The organism is Streptomyces sp. NPDC058274, from assembly GCF_042881375.1.
In the GTDB taxonomy this organism is placed as follows: Bacteria; Actinomycetota; Actinomycetes; order Streptomycetales; family Streptomycetaceae; genus Streptomyces.
This window is the reverse complement of record NZ_JBHVXW010000003.1, coordinates 320253-337060: the sequence shown is the minus strand read 5'-3', so window position 1 is coordinate 337060 and position 16808 is coordinate 320253. Positions and strand designations below refer to the sequence as shown.

Sequence of the window (16808 nt, the reverse complement as noted above, 5' to 3'; positions counted from 1 at the left end):
GGTGGGTGTCAGCTGTCGAAGACGTCGGTCGGGTTGCCGAAGATACTGTCCGCGGTCGTCGCGTCGTCGGGGATCCGGCCACCGCCGTCCCGCGGGCCGGGCCGCTCCGGCACGGTGTCGGGGCCGGTCTCCTGACCCGAGGAGTCCGCCGGCGCCGCGGACTCCGTGGCGGTGGGCGCGTCGCCCGGTTCGTCGGTCCCGGGCACGGTCGTGTCCGGGGCCGCGCTGCGGTCCGACGGGGACGGCAGTGTGGCGGGTCCCGTCGATCCGGTCGGCGGGACCGTGACGGTGGCCGTCGGGCAGTCCGAGGGCTTCGCCGGTCGAGCAGTCCCGGTCAGGGGGCTCTCCTCGGGGGACGAGGTGCGCTCGTCCGGGCCCGCGGGGGCGTGGGGCGCCGTCGCCGCGCCGTCCGTCGCGCCCGGGGTGACCGTCACCGTCGAGGCCGGTGTCGCGCAGTCGGACGCCGGCTCCTCGGGCGAGGGGCTCTTCTCGTGCGGGGACCTGCCGGACGGGGACTCGTCCGGTCGCGGGGGCCGGGTCCGGCCGTCGGGCGGCGGGACGACGTGGTCGTGGTGGCCGTCGTCGCCGACCCTGCGCTCGATCCAGGTGTTGCTGACGATGTTGATGATCGTGATGTTGGTGATCACCTGGGGCGCGGGGGTCACCGCGATCACCTGGGCGGGCCGGTAGCCGGGCCACGGGTGCCCGTGGCCGCCGGGGGTCCCCTTGGCCGCGGACGGTGCGTTCAGGGGGTTGCCGCAGGCGCAGCGCACCCGGGGCACGCCCCGGTTGTCGACGAGGACGGCCGTGCCGGCCTGGAGCACCGACTGGTAGCCGGTCGCCCGTCCGTCGCGCAGGCCGTGGTTGGTGACCCTGGTGTCGGACCGCAGCACGACCGAGGTCATGCCGCGCAGATAGCCGGGGATGGACGCCTGGGAGACGCCGGAGGCCTCGGCGAAGGCGTGCGCCTTGTCCTGGTCCGACGTGAGGAAGCCGATCTGCTTCTCGACGTCGCAGCTGCCGACGGACTCGGTGCCGCCGTACAGGCCAGGGGTGCCACCCGACAGGGAGCGGGTGGCGGCGGACGAGTCGTCGCCGGAGGGAGCCGGTTGCGGCGTCCGGGTGACGGGGGACGGACTCGCGGTGGACCTGGCCGAGGAGCCGGTGAAGGGGTCTGGGCCCTGGGCGGCGGCCGGCTGGAGGAAGACTTCCGAGCCGGAACCGGCGGCCGCCTGGTCCTGGTCGCCGGCACCGCCGCACCCGGCGACGAGGAGCGCCGCCGAGAGCGCGCAGGCCGTGACGAGGGTTCTGGTGGGTATGCGCACCACGTTCTCCCGTTCATCCCGGGTGGTTCGTCCACTATTGTCTGCGTCGCCCAGATGGCTTACGCAAGCGGAGCCGGTCACACAGCGTCACACTGGCAGGGAGAGAGGAGGCCGCCGTGGAGTGGTTCACCGGGCCCGGCTACTGGCTGAGCCGGCTGGTCTTCCAACGGGCGCTGGCCGGCGTCTACCTCGTCGCGTTCCTCACCGCGGCGCTCCAGTTCCGGGCGCTGATCGGGGGGCGCGGAATACTGCCGGTGCCCCGCTACGTCGCGCGGGTGCCGTTCCGCCGGGCGCCGAGCGTGTTCCAACTCCACTACTCCGACCGCTTCTTCGCCGTCTGGTCCTGGACGGGCTGCGCGGTGTCGGTGGCGCTGCTGGCGGGCCTCGACTCCCGGCTCCCCCTCTGGGGTGCCGTACTGGCGTGGCTCGTCCCGTGGGCGCTGTATCTCTCGATCGTCAACGTCGGCCAGACCTGGTACGGGTTCGGCTGGGAGTCCCTGCTCCTCGAAGTGGGCTTCCTCGCCGCCTTCCTCGGCAACGACGAGGTGGCCCCGCCGGTCGTCGTCCTCTTCCTGCTGCGCTGGGTGCTGTTCCGGGTCGAGTTCGGCGCCGGGCTGATCAAGCTGCGCGGGGACGCGTGCTGGCGGAAGCTGACGTGCCTGGACTACCACCACGAGACCCAGCCGATGCCGGGCCCGCTGAGCTGGTTCTTCCACCACCTCCCCAGGCCGTTCCACCGAGTGGAGGTGGCCGCCAACCACATCACCCAACTCGTCGTGCCCGTCCTGCTGTTCACCCCGCAGCCGATCGCCACGGCCGCCGCCTCACTGATGATCCTCACCCAGCTGTGGCTGGTCCTGTCGGGCAACTTCTCCTGGCTGAACTGGATCACGATCGTGCTGGCCCTGTCCGCCCTGGAGCTGCCCACCACACCGCCGGACACACCCGGGGCGCCGCTCTGGTACGTGATCGTCGTCCTGGCCGTGGCCGCGGTCCTGGTGACCCTCAGCTACCGCCCCGCGCGGAATCTGGTCTCCCGGCGCCAGATCATGAACCGCTCCTTCGACCCGCTCCATCTGGTCAACACCTACGGTGCCTTCGGCAGCGTCAGCCGGACGCGGTACGAGGTGGTGGTCGAGGGCACATCCGACGACGTGCCACGCGAGGACTCGGACTGGCGGGAGTACGAGTTCAGGGGCAAGCCGGGCGATCCCCGGCGCTGGCCGCGCCAGTTCGCGCCCTACCATCTGCGGCTCGACTGGATGATGTGGTTCGCGGCGCTCTCCCCCGCGTACGCCGCGCCGTGGTTCGGCGGGCTGGTGGAGCGACTGCTGGAGAACGACCGCGACACACTGCGGCTGCTGCGCGGCTGCCCGTTCCCCCCGGACGCCCCGCCCCGCTTCGTCCGCGCCCGTCTCTTCCGCTACCGCTACACGACATGGCGCGAGCTGCGGGAGACGGGCGCGTGCTGGGAACGGACCTATGTGCGGGAGTTCCTGCCGCCCACGCGGCTGGATCGGGTGGCTCAGAGGCGGTAGACGCGGGTCGCGGTGCCTTCGAGGACCTCGGCACGCTCGTGGTCGCTCAGTCCGTCCGTCAGCGTGTCCGCGAGGTCACGGACCTGCCCGTAGGTGGCCGCCAGCGTGCACACCGGCCAGTCGGAGCCGAACATCAGGCGGCCGGGACCGAAGGCGTCCAGCACCGTGTCCGCGTACGGCCGCAGATCGTCGGCCGTCCACTTCGCGAGGTCCGCCTCGGTGACCATCCCGGAGAGTTTGCAGACGGTGTTGGGCTGCGCGGCCAGGGCGCGGACCCGGCCGGCCCAGGGTTCGAGCTCACCGGAGGCGATGGGCGGCTTGCCCAAGTGGTCCAGGACGAAGGTGAGTTCGGGCAGCGCCGCGGTGATCTCGGCGCAGGCCGGGAGCTGGTGCGGGAGCACCAGCAGGTCGTACGCCAGCCCGGCCGCCGCCACGGCCGCGAGCCCGCGCCGCACCTCGGGCCGCAGCAGCCAGGCCGGGTCCGGCTCGCCCTGGACCTGATGCCGGATGCCGCGCAGACAGGCGCCGCCGGGCAGTTCTCCCAGCCGCGCCAGCTCGTCGGCGACATCCGGGCGGGTGAGGTCCGTCCAGCCGACCACGCCCCCGACGAGGGCGCTGTCCCGCGCCAGCGCCAGGAACTCCGGGGTCTCCTCGGCGACGGTGATCGTCTGCACCAGGACCGTGCGGTCGACTCCGGCGGCGCGTGCCTCCGGTTCGAGGTCGGCGACGGTGAAGTTCCTGCGCAGGGGCTGGAGTTCGGGGCCGGTGATCCAGTCCTGGTCGCGGACGGAGAGGTCCCACACGTGGTGGTGCGCGTCGACGGTCACGGCAGCTCCCGGACGACGGGCAGGGCGGCGTCCGCGCCGTCGCCGGAGCAGTCGTGGACGACGTCGAGCGGCTCGGCCGTCCGTGTCTGCCGGGCGACGTGGTGCAGGGCGACGTGGTGCAGGGCGACTCTCACGAAGGGTCCTCTCCCGGTACGGGTACCGGCGCGTCCGGTGGCAGCAGCTTCGCGTCGCGCAGCTCCTGCCAGAAGGCGGCGGGCACCGGTGCCGCGAACTGCTCGGCGCAGTCGCGCACTTCGTGGGGCGAGCGGGCGCCGACGAGGACGCTCGCGACGGCGGGGTGCGCCGCGGGGAAGGCCAGGGCGGCGGCGCGCAGGGTGGTGCCGTGGCGTTCGGCAATGGCCTTGAGCCGCAGGGCACGCTCCAGCAACTCGGCCGGTGCGGTGGCGTAGTTGTAGGTGGCATCCGGCCGCGGGTCGGCCAGCAGACCGGAGTTGAAGGCCCCACCGACGACGACCGACGTGCCGCGCTCCTGGGCCGCGGGCAGCAGATCGGTCAGCGCCCCGTGGTCGAGGAGGGTGTAGCGCCCGGCGCACAGCACCATGTCGACGTCCGTCTCGCGGACGAAGCGGGTGAGCATCCCGGTCTGGTTCATCCCGGCGCCGATCGCGCCCACCACGCCTTCCGAGCGCAGTTTCTCCAGCGCCGGGTAGGCCTCGCGGAAGGCCTGCTCGGCGTGGTCGTCCGGGTCGTGGAGGTAGACGGCGTCCACGCGGTCGACGCCGAGGCGTTCCAGACTGGCGTCCAGGCTGCGTCGTACGCCGTCGGCACTGAAGTCCCAGACGCGGCGGTGGGTGGCGGGCACGGCGAAGCCGTTGGCGAGGTCGTCGCCGCCCGCGCCGGTGGGTTCCAGCAGGCGGCCCACCTTGGTGGAGAGGGTGAAGTCGGCGCGGGGACGGTCCCGGAGGGCCGCGCCGAGGCGGCGTTCGGAGAGCCCGATGCCGTAGTGGGGCGCGGTGTCGAAGTAGCGGATTCCGGCGGCCCAGGCCGCGTCCACGGAGGCGTACGCCTGCTCGTCCTCGACCTCGGTGAACAGGTTGCCGATGGCCGCGGCGCCGAAGGCCAGCCCGCTGACCTCGACGCCGCTGCTTCCGAGCGGGCTCACTACTGGCTCACCGGGCGCAGTCGCAGCCCCTGCATACCGCCGTCCACGGCGAGGGCGGTGCCGGTGGTCGCACCGGACAGCGGGCTCGCCAAGTAGGCGATGGCGCCCGCGACTTCCGCCGCCGAGACCAGGCGGCCGGTGGGCTGGCGGGCCTCCAGCGCGGCGCGTTCGGCGGCCGGCTCGGGCGCCGCGTCGAGGAGGCGGCCGACCCAGGGGGTGTCGACGGTGCCGGGGTTGACGCAGTTGACGCGGATGCCCTCACGGACGTGGTCGGCGGCCATAGCGAGGGTGAGGGAGAGGACCGCGCCCTTCGAGGCGGAGTAGAGGGCACGCTGCGGAAGTCCCGCGGTGGCGGCGATGGAGCAGGTGTTCACGATCGCCGCGTGCGCGGACTCGCGCAGCCGGGGCAGGGCGGCGCGGGTCGCCCGCACCATGCCGAGGACGTTGACGTCCAGGACCCGGTGCCACTGCTCGTCGTCGTTGTCCTCGACGGTGCCCTGGGCGCCGATGCCCGCGTTGTTGACCAGTACGTCGAGGCCGCCGAGGTCGGTGGCCGCCGCGGCCACCGCCGCGCGTACGGACGCGTCGTCGGTGACATCGGCGCGGTAGCCCAGCAGCGGCTTCTCGACCGACGACGGATCGAGGTCGAGGACGGCGACCTGGGCGCCGCGCGCCGCGAGCAGCTCCGCGGTGGCGCGGCCGATGCCGGAGGCGCCGCCCGTCACCAGGGCCCTGAGTCCCGCGAAGTCCTGGGGGCCCTGTGGGTCCCGGAGATCCTGAGAGTCCGTCATGCCGCTGCCCCCTTCGAGTTGGTGAGTGCCTGCTGTGCGAGGTCGGCAGCCCAGAACGTACCGCCCGGGAAGGTGAACCGCTCGATCGACTCGGGCCGCATGGTGGCCGAGAAGCCCGGCGCGGCCGGTGCCGCGTAGTGGCCCTCGCGGATCACCACCGGGTCGAGGAAGTGGTCGTGCAGATGGTCGACGTACTCGATCACGCGGTCCTCGGTGGTGCCGGAGAGGGCCACGAAGTCGAACATCGAGAGGTGCTGGACGAGTTCGCACAGGCCGACGCCGCCGGCGTGCGGGCAGACGGGCACGTTGTACTTGGCCGCGAGCAGCAGGATGGCGAGGTTCTCGTTCACTCCGCCGACGCGGGCCGCGTCGATCTGCAGGACGTCGATGGCGCCGGCCTGGAGCAGCTGCTTGAAGATGATCCGGTTCTGGACGTGCTCGCCGGTGGCGACCTTCACCGGCGCGACCGCCTTGCGGATGGCGGCGTGTCCGAGGACGTCGTCGGGGCTGGTCGGCTCCTCGATCCAGTACGGCTCGAACTCGGCGAGGGCCTTGGTCCAGGTGATCGCCTCGTCGACGTTCCAGCGCTGGTTCGCGTCGATCGCGATCCGGATGCCGGGCCCGACCACGGAGCGGGCCACCCGGCAGCGGCGTACGTCGTCCGCGAGGTCGGCGCCGACCTTCAGCTTGATCTGGGTGAAGCCGTCGGCGACGGCCTCGGCGGCGAGCCGGGTGAGCTTCTCGTCGCTGTAGCCGAGCCAGCCGGGTGAGGTGGTGTAGGCGGGGAAGCCGCGCTCCCGGAGCTGTGCCGCGCGGTCGCCGGCGCCTTCCCTGCCGCGGCGCAGCAGCTCCAGTGCCTCCTCAGGGGTGAGCGCGTCCGTGATGTAGCGGAAGTCGACCTGGCGGACCAGCCACTCCGGTTCGGCGTCGGCGAGCAGCTGCCACAGCGGCTTCTGTGCCCGCTTGGCCGCCAGGTCCCACACGGCGTTGACCACGGCGCCGATCGCCATGTGCATCACGCCCTTCTCGGGGCCGAGCCAGCGCAGCTGGCTGTCACCGATCAGGTCCCGGCCGAGCGAGCCGGGGTCCGCGCACAGTTCGTCGACGGAGCGCCCGACCACATGTCCCCGCAACGCGTCGACCGCGGCGACCTGGACATCGTTGCCCCGCCCGATGGTGAAGGTGAAGCCGTGCCCCTCGGGGCAGTCGGCCGCGTCGGTGCGCAGCACGACATACGCCGCCGAGTAGTCGGGGTCCGGGTTCATCGCGTCGGAGCCGTCCAGCTCGCGCGAGGTGGGGAAGCGGATGTCGTAGGTGTCGACCGCGGTGATACGGGCGGCAGTTGGGGACACGGGAGGCCTTTCGGTCCGGGGCTCTGAGTCGCAGGAGTTCATCGGTCGAGGTCAGTCCTGGGCTCGGCCTGTCGTCACGCGGGCGATCATCAGGGCGACCAGGATGATGCCGCCGTAGATGGCCTGGATCCAGAACGACGGGACCTGGGCGAGCGTGAGCAGGTTCTGCACGACGCCGAGCAGCAGGACACCGGTGAGGGCGCCGAACATGGTGCCCTTGCCGCCGTCGAGGCTGATCCCGCCGATGACCGCGGCCGCGAACACGGTGAAGATCATGTTGTTGCCCTGGTTGGCGCTGATCGCGCCGACGTATCCGGTCTGCATGATGCCGCCGACCGAGGCGAGGACACCCGCGACGATGAACACGCCGAGCATCACGCGCTCGACCCGGATGCCGGCCGCGCGGGCCGCGTCGGCGTTGCCGCCGATCGCGTACAGGGCGCGCCCGATGCGGTGGTACTTGAGGATCAGGCCCGCGGCACCGAAGGCGACGGCGGCCAGCCACACCGACATGGGGATGCGCAGGAAGGTGGTGGTGGCCAGCGAGAAGAACGCGTCGGGCATCCCGAACAGCGTCTTGCCCTTGGTCGCGCCCACCAGCAGCCCGCGCAGGATGATCAGCATCGCGAGGGTGACGATGAAGGCGTTGAGCTTGAGCTTCACGACGAGGATGCCGTTGAAGGCGCCGATGACCGCGCCCACGACGAGGATCGCGACCAGGGCCAGCGCGGCCGGGAACTCGGTGCCCCAGCCGGACTGGGCCGCGGGCAGCACCAGCAGCGCGCCCACGGCGGGCGCGATGCCGACGACCGACTCCAGCGACAGGTCGAACTTGCCGGTGATCAGGACGAGCGACTCGGCGAGCACCACCATCGCGAGCGCCGCGGACGCGCCCAGGATGGAGATCAGGTTGCGCTCGGTGAGGAACGAGTCGTTGACGATCGCGCCGAGGACGAGCAGCAGCAACAGCGCGGGTACGAGGGCGAGTTCTCGGGCGCGGCGCAGCAGTACGGACTTGGTGGGGCGGGGCCCCTTCCAGGTCCGTACCGGGGTGGGGGTCGAGGCCGACGGGGCCTTCGTGTCAGCCATGGTCCACTCCTTCGATGGAGGCGATCAGCTCGTGGTCGCGCCAGCCCGCCGGATGTTCGGCGACGACGCGGCCGTGGAAGAGGACGAGAACGCGGTCGCAGCGGCGCAGGTCGTCGAGTTCGTCGGAGACGACCAGTACGGCGGTGCCGTCCTCGCGGGCGCTGTCCATGCGGGCCAGCAGGGACTCCTTGGACTTCACGTCGACGCCCGCGGTGGGGTTGATGAGGACGAGAAGACGCGGGTCGGAGGCGAGTGCGCGGGCCATGACGACCTTCTGCGCGTTGCCGCCGGAGAGGTCGGAGACCGGCTGCTCCGGGCCCTCGGTGTGGATGTCGAGGCGTTCGATCAGTTCGGTGGCGAAGCCGCGCTTGCGGTCGGTGCCGATGAACCCGTAGCGGCCCAGGCGGTTCAGGACGGTCATCGTGGCGTTGTCGCCGATGGTCATCCCGGAGACGAGACCCTGTTCGTGCCGGTCGCGGGGCACGCAGCCGACGCCGGCCTTCAGCGCCGCCTGCACGTCGCCGAACGGAAGCCGCTCGCCGCCGAGTTGTGCGCTTCCGCCGGTCGGCTGGTGCAGTCCGGCGAAGGACTCCGCGAGGTGGATCTTGCCGCTGCCGCTGGAGCCGGCGAGGCCCACGACCTCGCCGCGGCGGACGGTGAGGTCCACCTCCTCGAACGACTCCGAGGTGAGCCCCTTGGCCTCCAGGACGACCGGCGCGTCCTCGTGCACCGACGTGTGCGCGGCCTTCTGCTCGACGACGGCGATGGACTCCCCCGCCATGGCCTCGATCAGAGCCGCGCGCGGCAGATCGGCGACCGGAGCGGTGGTGATCCAGCGGGCGTCGCGCAGGACGGTCACCGTCTGGCAGACCTCGTACACCTCCTGGAGGTGGTGCGAGATGAACAGGAAGGTGACACCGGAGTCCTGGAGCGCGCGCATCCGGGTGAAGAGGCGTTCGATCTCCCGGTTGTCGAGCTGCGCCGTCGGCTCGTCGAGGACGATGAACCGGGCGCCGAAGCTCAACGCACGTGCGATCTCCACCATTTGGCGGTCCTCGACCTTGAGGTCGGCGGTCCGCGCCTCCGGGTCGACGCGCACGTCCCAGGTCTCCAGCACCTCGGCCGCCTCGGCCTTCAGCCTGCGCCAGCTGATGAAGCCCCCGCGGCCCACGGGCTGCCGGTTGATGAAGAGGTTCTCGGCGACCGTCAGGTCCGGAACCACGGTGGGCTTCTGGTAGACGCAGGCCACCTTGCGGCGCCAGGCGTCCCGGTCGGCGAGCGCGGGCGCCGGCTCGCCGTCGAAGCGGACCGTGCCCTCGTCCGGAGCCTGGAGGCCGGTGAGGATGGTGACGAGGGTGGACTTGCCCGCGCCGTTGCGGCCGACGAGGGCGTGCGACTCGCCCGGCAGTACGGTGAGTTGACCGTCTTGGAGCGCGACGGTGGGGCCGTACCGCTTGGCTATCCCCCGCGCCTCCACAAGTGGTGTGCTCATTTGACCGTGTTGCCCCAGAGCTTGGAGTCGTCCACGTTGTCCTTGGTCACCAGCGGGGCGGGCAGCTGGTCCTCAAGAATGCCGCTGGGCAGCTTGACGATCTCCGAGTCGTGGTCGGTCGGACCCGGCTTGAACGTCTTCCCCTCCATCGCCGCCTTGATGTAGTACATGCCGTACTTGGCGTACGCGTCGGCGGGCTGCGAGACGGTGGCGTCGATCTGGCCCTTGCGGATGGCGTCGAACTCCTGCGGGATGCCGTCGTTCGAGACGATCGTGATGTGGCCCTTCTGGCCGGCCGTCTTCAGCATTCCCTTGGACTTGAGGGTCTGCAGCGTGGGGGCGAGGTAGACGCCGCCGGCCTGCATGTAGATGCCCTTGATGTCCGGGTTCGCGTTCAGCAGGGTGTCCAGCTTGGAGGCCGCGGTGTCGGACTCCCACTTGGCCGGGATCTCCAGCACCTTGAGCTTCGGATACTTCTTCTTGACGCAGGTGCGGAAGGCCTCGGAGCGCTCCCGGCCGTTGACCGACGCCAGGTCGCCCATGATCTGCACGACCTTGCCGGAGGTGATCTGCTTGCCGAGGTACTCGCAGGCCTTCTCGCCGTACGCCACGTTGTTGGCGCGTACGACCATGGCGACCTTGCCCTTCTCGGGGGCGACGTCGACGGCGACCACGGGGACGCCCTTGCGCTCGGCCTGGTCGAGTCCCGCGGCGATCGCGGCGCTGTCGAGCGGGGCCACGACCAGGCCCTTCACGCCCTGGTTGAGCTGGTTGTTGATGTCGGTGATCTGCTGCGACGGATCACTGTTGGAGTTGACGGTCTTGAGCGCGTCCACGCCCTCCGACTTCGCCATCTTCGGCACGTAGTCGTTGTACGACTGCCAGAACGGCGAGGTCAGCAGGGGCAGGATGACGCCCACCTTGCCGGTGCCGTCGCCCTTGCCGCCGCCCGAGGCGACGTCGTCCTTGGTGCTGCCGCATGCCGCGAGCGCGAGGGTGGCGCAGGCGGCCACGGCCGCCGCTCGCACCGCCCGCGACGGGGTTCGCATGTTCCGCACAGTTCTGCCGGCCATCTGACGGCTCCTCATCGAGCGTGATCGAGCAGTGATCGGGGTGCTGGTCTGACGCAGGGCCCCGAGGGCCCGGCCGGAGTCCCTCTTCCGGTCGGGACGAATATTTATCAGACCACTTGGGGGTCACAACACCCTTGGGAGCCAAATTTTCCTCGTTTTCAGCCGTAGTGGTCCGACCACATCGCTGGTTAGACTGCGGCGCACCCGCAACAGCAGGAGGGAACGGCGTGGACGAGACCCTGGCCAAGGAGGCGGAGACGGCCCCGCAGAAGGGCACCGTGACGCAGCGCGCCATCGAGCGGATCAAGGCGATGATCGGCGAGGGCCGTCTCGAACCGGGCCAGCGGCTGCCGACCGAGCGCGATCTCGCGGCTCAGCTGGGCATGTCCCGCAGCTCCATGCGGGAGGCGATCCGTGCGCTCACCGTCCTGGGCGTCCTGGAGGCGAGACACGGCTCGGGCACGTACGTGACCCAGCTGGAGGCGGGCGACCTCCTGGAGACCTTCGGCGTCGTGGCCGATCTGTCCCGGGGCCCGCGCCTGGTCGAGCTGCTCGAAGTGCGCCGGATCCTGGAATCTACGGCGACCGCGCTGGCCGCCGCCCGGATCACGGCCGCGCAGCTCGCCGAGGTCGAGGAGCATCTGACCGCGATGAACGCCACGGACGACCCGGAGGAGATCCTCGCGCACGATCTGGCCTTCCACCGCGCGATCGGGGCGGCCGCCGGCAACGACACGATGGCGGCGATCCTGGAGGGGCTCTCCTCGCGCACCTTCCGTGCCCGGGTCTGGCGCGGCTATCAGGAGGCGGACGCCTTCGAGCGCACCCGGCGCGAGCACGCGGCGATCCACCGTGCACTGGTCGCCCGTGACCCGGAGGCGGCCCGGGCGGCCGCGGCCGCCCACGTGGGCGAGGTGGAGGAATGGCTGCGGACCCAACTCAAGCCTTAGCGGCTTGAGTTGGGTCCGGGAGCGGTCAGGCCGGGCGGCCCGGTGTCAGCGACGCGAGGCAGGGCCGGCCCGCTTCGGCATCAGCCACGCTGGGCCGGCCCACCTCGGCATCAGCCACGCTGGGCCGGCCCACCTCGGCATCAGCCACGCTGACTCACCTCGGTATCCGCCACGCGCGGCCCGCGCCGCGTCTCAGGCCCGCTTCAGCCGCAGCGTCACCAGCTCGAAGGGACGCAGCGGCAGCGTGATCCGTTCACCGTCCTGGCGCGGCTGCGGGGCGTCGGCCAGTGGCCGCTCCAGCAGGTCCGTCACCGTGACGGCCGCGACCTCGAAGCCCGCCGTGAGCGTGGCCCGGGTACGTCCGCCGCGGGACTCGTGGAAGCGGACGATCACGTCACCGCTGCCGTCGTCGGCGAGTTTGAGCGCGGTGACGACCACCGCGTCCTGGGTGACGGCCACCAGCGGCGCGACCTCCTGGTCACCGCTCACCCGTCGCTCCGGCTGGTTGATCCGCCATCCCTCACGGACCGCGTCGCCGATCGCCGCGCCCGGCACGAGCGCGTGCCGGAAACGGTGGACGCCCTGGTCGGTCTCGGGGTCGGGGAAGCGCGGGGCGCGCAGCAGGGAGACCCGCACGGTGGTGGTCGTACCGGAGTCGCTGTCGCGCACCGTCCGGGTGACGTCGTGGCCGTACGTCGAGTCGTTGACGACCGCGACGCCCCAGCCGGGCTCCTCCATGTGCACGAACCGGTGGTTGCAGGCCTCGAACTTGGCCGCCTCCCAGCTGGTGTTGGTGTGCGTCGGCCGGAAGAAGTGCCCGAACTGGGTCTCGGACGCGTACCGCTCGGCGTGCACATCGAGCGGGAAGGCGAGCTTCAGGAACTTCTCGGTCTCGTGCCAGTCGACCTCGGTGTCGATGTCGAGCCGCCACTCCCCCGGCGCGAGCGAGAGCACCTGGGTGACACGCGACGCGCCGAATGAGCGTACGACCCGCACGGACACGCCGTCCGCGCCGGGCGTCACCTCCTCGGCGTCGACCAGGTCGGTGACGGTGTTGCGGTAGAACTCGTCGACGTCCCAGGCGTCCCACATGTTCGGGAAGTCGGGGTGGATCTGCAGCAGGTTCGCGGCCTTGCCCGGCGCGATCGTCTCGCGGTCGGCGGCCAGGTCGTACGCGGAGACGACCAGGCCCTGCGCGTCGATCTCCACCCGCAGCAGCCCGTTGTCGAGCACGAAGCCGCCGGCGACGCGGGGGGCGAGCGCCGTCTCCCCCTGGACGGCCGCGGTCCGGGCGCCGCCCGCCGGGACACCGTCACGGGTGTGCGGCGCGGCGTTGAACACGAGCGGCGTGGAGCCCTCGCCCGCCAGCGCGCGCTGGGCCGCGTCGATGATCGCGGTCAGCTCCTCGGCGACCCGCTCGTACGTCTTGCGGGCCTCACGGTGCACCCACGCGATGGACGACCCGGGCAGGATGTCGTGGAACTGGTGGAGCAGGACCGTCTTCCAGATACGGTCCAGCTCCTCGTACGGATAGGAGAACCCGGTCCGTACGGCCGCGGTCGCCGCCCACAGCTCGGCCTCGCGCAGCAGGTGCTCGCTGCGCCGGTTGCCCTGCTTGGTCTTGGCCTGGCTGGTGAGCGTGGCGCGGTGGAGTTCGAGGTACAACTCGCCCACCCACACAGGGGCGTTGGGGTACTCGGCTTCGGCCTTCTCGAAGAACGCCTCGGGGGTTTCCCACACCACGGCCGCGGAGCCTTCGAGGTCGCGCAGACGGGCCGCCTTGGCGACCATCTCGCGCGTCGTGCCGCCGCCTCCGTCGCCCCAGCCGGTGGGCGCGAGCGAGTGCCGGGCGACGCCCTTGTCCTTGAAGTTGCTCGCCGCGTGGGCGATCTCGCTGCCCTTCATGGAGCAGTTGTAGGTGTCGACGGGCGGGAAGTGGGTGAAGATCCGGGTGCCGTCGATGCCCTCCCACTGGAAGGTGTGGTGCGGGAACTTGTTGGTCTGCGACCACGAGATCTTCTGGGTGAGCAGCCACTTGGAGCCGGCCGCCTTGATGATCTGCGGGAGCCCGGCGGCGAAGCCGAAGGTGTCGGGCAGCCAGGCCTCCTCGTTCTCGATGCCGAACTCGTCGAGGAAGAACCGCTTGCCGTGCACGAACTGACGGGCCATCGCCTCCGAGCCCGGCATGTTCGTGTCCGACTCGACCCACATGCCGCCGGCGGGCACGAACCGTCCGTCGGCGACGGCCTTCTTCACCTTCGCCCACACCTCGGGCCGGTGCTCCTTCACCCAGGCCCACTGCTGGGCCTGGGACATGGCGAAGACGAAGTCGGGCTCGTCCTCGATGAGCGCGGTCATGTTGGAGGTGGTCCGCGCCACCTTGCGGACCGTCTCGCGCAGCGGCCACAGCCACGCCGAGTCGATGTGCGCGTGTCCGACGGCGCTGATGCGGTGCGCGGAGGGCACGGCGGGCTCGGCCAGCACTCCTTCGAGCCGGGCCCGGGCGGCGGCCGCGGTGCCGTTCACGTCCTGGAGGTCCACCGCGTCCAGGGCCCGCTCCAGCGCGCGCAGGATGTCCCAGCGGCGCGCGGACTCCAGGGGCAGCTCGGCCATCAGCTCACCGAGCACCTCCAGGTCGATCACGAGCTGCCACACCGTCTCGTCGAAGACGGCGAGGTCCATCCGCGCGAGGGTGTACTGCGGTTCGTCGCCCGCCGTCTCCTTGTCGCCCAGCTGCGTGGGCAGGAAGGGGTGGTAGTCGAGGATGACCGGGTTGGAGGCGGCTTCGATGTGCAGCCGGACCTCTTCTCCGCCCTCGGCCGGAGCGCCGATCCGTACCCATTGGTTGCGCGGGTTGAGGCCCTTCACCGGGGTGCCGTCGGGCCGGTAGACGAGGCCTTCGCACTGGAATCCGGGCATGTTCTCGTCGAAGCCGAGGTCGAGCACGGCCTCGACGGTCTTCCCCGCCCAGGCCTCGGGGACGGTGCCGGTGACGCGGAACCAGCTGGTGCCCCACGGAGCACCCCAGCGCGCGCCCGCCTCGATCGGCTCCGGTGTGGCCGCGAGCCCCTCGGCGACCGGCACGGGCTCGCCCGGCGCGTTCCACACCGCCACTTCCAGCGGTACGGACTCGGGGTACACGGCCGGGCGGATGCGCTCGTCGAGAACGCGCTTGAGGCGGGCTTCGACCAGGGTGCGGTCGTCATGCATGGAGTGCTCCGTGGGGTGAAGGGTGCGGGCTACCAGGTATGGGTGATGGTGGCGGCGGTCGAGACGCTGAACAGCTCCCCCACCGCGCGCACTTCGAACCGTGCCGCCGCCTCGCCCTGCCCGGCGGTGAGTCCGCCGGCGTAGAACGCCGTCTGGCAGGTGCCGCCCAGGAAGCGGCGCGTGCCGTCCCGAAGCGTCCGGTACAGCTCGTAGTGACGTACGGCACCGGGGGCGGCCCGCCACGCGAAGCGCAGGCTGCCGCCGTCGGCGTCGGCGATCCGCAGCTCGGTGGGCGCGGCAGGGGTCACCACCGCCTTCCGGACCGCGATCCCGCCCAGCCGCCAGCGTACGGCCGCGCCGGAACCGGTGAGCCGGACGCCCAGGGCCCGTACGGTCCCCGACAGTCCGGTGAGCCGCACGGTCGAGGTGCTCCAGCCGCTGGACACGGTCACGGGGAAGCAGGTGTACGGCGGCGCTCCGCCCGCCGTGCTCGGCTCGGCGGTGGCGACGGCCAGCTCGACCTGCACCGGGCCGGAGTCGGCGCGGTGGGTCAGCTCGACCACCGTGTCCGCACAGATCGGCAGCCGGGTCGCGTAGAGGTCCAGCGTCGCCGGCGCGTCGAGGGCACCGGCCACCAGGACGCTGCTGCCGCCGCGCCAGGCGTCCGCGAAGTCGAAGGTGACGGACGGGCGTTGGCCGGTCGTCCGGACCACCCAGCGACGGGACGGCAGCCGGTCCTGGAGGCCGAGGTGGTTCCAGGCCGTGTCCGAGGTGGCCTTGCCGCGCTCGTACCACTTCAGGCCGTGGCCGGTGTTGAAGACGGAGGCGAAGGGGAGGGAGGTGACGGTCGAGCGGTCGGCGACGGAGACGGCCGGGGCGCGCCACGTGGCCGTCGCGTCGGGCTTGGACGGGTCGAGGGTCGTGCCGGTCCAGAACAGGTCGTCGGAGGCGTGGAAATCCCCGGGGGTTCGGCTCGCGGGCAGGTGGTTGCGGGTCCACTCGGGCCGGTAGAGGCCGATGGAGGTCACGTGGGACCCGGTGGCCGGCACGATGGCGTTCCAGTTGACCGACTTGCCCGTACCGCTGGACTCGACGTCGACGCCCGCCCACAACTCGTAGCGGCTGCGCCCGAGTTGCTGGGCCAGCGTGCCCGATGAGGCGAGACTGCTCTGGGACCAGCGGAAGTCGATGAACATCGAGTCGGCGGCCTGGAAGAACGACTGGTTCTGGCTGTTCAGCGCGCCCTGCCAGCTCACCGAGCCGTTCACAGTCATCGAGTCGTACCAGGTGACGCGCTGCCGCTTCGCCGCGGCGAGTGCCTTGAGCTCCTTCAGGAAGCCGAGCATGTCGGTGGCCAGCGCGGCGTTCCCGCCGCTCGTCTCGGCGTTGACGAACCAGCCGTCGAAGCCGTACGCGGCCGCGACCGCCACCAGTTGGGCGGCGAGCGGGTAGTGCCCGGCGGAGTCCTTCTGCACCAGGTCGCGGGTCCACTGGAGCTGGCCGCCGTAGGCGGTGGGCGGCAGGAAGATGTTGCCGAGGACCCGGACCCCGTGCCGGTGGGCCGCGTCCACGACCGGTGCGTTCGGCGCGAGGATCAGGCCCTCGCCCGACGAGCCGCCCCAGAAGACCAGTTCGTCGATGTACGCCCAGTGGGTGAGGGCGTAGTAGTCGGCGGTCGCCGAGCCCTGCGAGGGGTTGCCCGCGGTGGGCCCGAAGGAGACGAGGGACTGGATGCGGGCCTGGTCGGCGCGGGCCGTGGTGTTCGCGGGGGTCGGCGTGAAGCGTGCGGCGAGCGGCACGGACGCGGTGTTGAAGGCCAGGTCCGCGTCAGTGGCGGCACTCCAGGTCCTCAGGCTGCGCCAGGTGATGCCGGCGCCCGGGGTGCCCGAGGGGAAGGAGTCGGGGTACCAGTAGGAGGCGTACGGCTGGAGGTTGCGGGCGGCCGCTGCCGCGGTGCCGGTGAGGCCGGGCAGGAGTGCGGCGGCGGCCGAGGCGCCGGCGAGCAGGACGGTGCGTCTGCTGAGGTCCACTGTGTGCT

At 71.6% G+C, this 16808-nt stretch carries 13 protein-coding genes; 2 read left to right on the top strand and 11 right to left on the bottom strand.

All coding sequences use genetic code 11. The features are described 5' to 3' along the window. Positions 1 to 8: 8 nt before the first annotated feature. Positions 9 to 1325 (bottom strand): DUF6777 domain-containing protein, encoded by a 1317-nt coding sequence (locus tag ACFVYF_RS08760; protein ID WP_389452908.1) that lies wholly within the window; start codon positions 1323 to 1325, stop codon positions 9 to 11. Between the two features lie 116 nt (positions 1326 to 1441). Here ACFVYF_RS08760 and ACFVYF_RS08755 point away from each other — a divergent pair, with 116 nt between their 5' ends. Next, positions 1442 to 2863 (top strand): lipase maturation factor family protein, encoded by a 1422-nt coding sequence (locus tag ACFVYF_RS08755; RefSeq protein ID WP_389452906.1) that lies wholly within the window; start codon positions 1442 to 1444, stop codon positions 2861 to 2863. On the opposite strand, the gene ACFVYF_RS08750 is transcribed toward ACFVYF_RS08755, so the two are convergent. Genes ACFVYF_RS08750 through ACFVYF_RS08715 form a run of 8 tightly spaced genes read right to left on the bottom strand, consistent with a single transcriptional unit; the run spans position 2851 to position 10610 of the window. Next, positions 2851 to 3690 (bottom strand): amidohydrolase family protein, encoded by an 840-nt coding sequence (locus ACFVYF_RS08750; RefSeq protein WP_389452903.1) that lies wholly within the window; start codon positions 3688 to 3690, stop codon positions 2851 to 2853. The genes ACFVYF_RS08755 and ACFVYF_RS08750 overlap by 13 nt on opposite strands. Next, a complete protein-coding gene (locus ACFVYF_RS08745; RefSeq protein WP_389452901.1) occupies positions 3687 to 3824 on the bottom strand; it encodes a hypothetical protein in 138 nt (45 codons plus the stop codon). The genes ACFVYF_RS08750 and ACFVYF_RS08745 overlap by 4 nt, the downstream gene beginning before the upstream one ends. After that, positions 3821 to 4813, bottom strand: coding sequence for an aldo/keto reductase (locus tag ACFVYF_RS08740; protein WP_389452898.1), 993 nt, complete (start codon positions 4811 to 4813; stop codon positions 3821 to 3823). Before ACFVYF_RS08740 ends, ACFVYF_RS08745 begins: the two co-directional genes overlap by 4 nt. Then, positions 4813 to 5604: an SDR family NAD(P)-dependent oxidoreductase gene (locus ACFVYF_RS08735; RefSeq protein WP_389452895.1), complete on the bottom strand. Its 792-nt coding sequence runs from the start codon at positions 5602 to 5604 to the stop codon at positions 4813 to 4815. The genes ACFVYF_RS08740 and ACFVYF_RS08735 overlap by 1 nt, the downstream gene beginning before the upstream one ends. Continuing rightward, the gene (locus ACFVYF_RS08730) at positions 5601 to 6956 is read right to left on the bottom strand and encodes an L-fuconate dehydratase (RefSeq protein ID WP_389452892.1); all 1356 of its coding nucleotides are present in this window, start codon (positions 6954 to 6956) and stop codon (positions 5601 to 5603) included. Before ACFVYF_RS08730 ends, ACFVYF_RS08735 begins: the two co-directional genes overlap by 4 nt. 51 nt (positions 6957 to 7007) lie before the next feature. Further along, positions 7008 to 8045, bottom strand: a complete 1038-nt coding sequence (locus ACFVYF_RS08725; RefSeq protein WP_389452889.1) for an ABC transporter permease — start codon at positions 8043 to 8045, stop codon at positions 7008 to 7010. Continuing rightward, a complete protein-coding gene (locus ACFVYF_RS08720; RefSeq protein ID WP_389452886.1) occupies positions 8038 to 9537 on the bottom strand; it encodes a sugar ABC transporter ATP-binding protein in 1500 nt (499 codons plus the stop codon). Before ACFVYF_RS08720 ends, ACFVYF_RS08725 begins: the two co-directional genes overlap by 8 nt. Further along, positions 9534 to 10610 (bottom strand): sugar ABC transporter substrate-binding protein, encoded by a 1077-nt coding sequence (locus ACFVYF_RS08715; protein ID WP_389452883.1) that lies wholly within the window; start codon positions 10608 to 10610, stop codon positions 9534 to 9536. Before ACFVYF_RS08715 ends, ACFVYF_RS08720 begins: the two co-directional genes overlap by 4 nt. A gap of 227 nt (positions 10611 to 10837) precedes the next feature. Here ACFVYF_RS08715 and ACFVYF_RS08710 point away from each other — a divergent pair, with 227 nt between their 5' ends. Further along, complete coding sequence (locus tag ACFVYF_RS08710) at positions 10838 to 11560, top strand: FadR/GntR family transcriptional regulator (protein ID WP_383272398.1); 723 nt, start codon at positions 10838 to 10840, stop codon at positions 11558 to 11560. 192 nt (positions 11561 to 11752) lie between these two features. On the opposite strand, the gene ACFVYF_RS08705 is transcribed toward ACFVYF_RS08710, so the two are convergent. Together ACFVYF_RS08705 and ACFVYF_RS08700 are read right to left on the bottom strand one after the other, a co-directional pair. After that, positions 11753 to 14770: an alpha-mannosidase gene (locus tag ACFVYF_RS08705; RefSeq protein WP_389452880.1), complete on the bottom strand. Its 3018-nt coding sequence runs from the start codon at positions 14768 to 14770 to the stop codon at positions 11753 to 11755. Positions 14771 to 14799: 29 nt separating this feature from the next. After that, on the bottom strand, positions 14800 to 16800 hold the full coding sequence (locus tag ACFVYF_RS08700; RefSeq protein WP_389452877.1) for an endo-beta-N-acetylglucosaminidase: 2001 nt from the start codon (positions 16798 to 16800) through the stop codon (positions 14800 to 14802). Between the last annotated feature and the right edge of the window lie 8 nt (positions 16801 to 16808).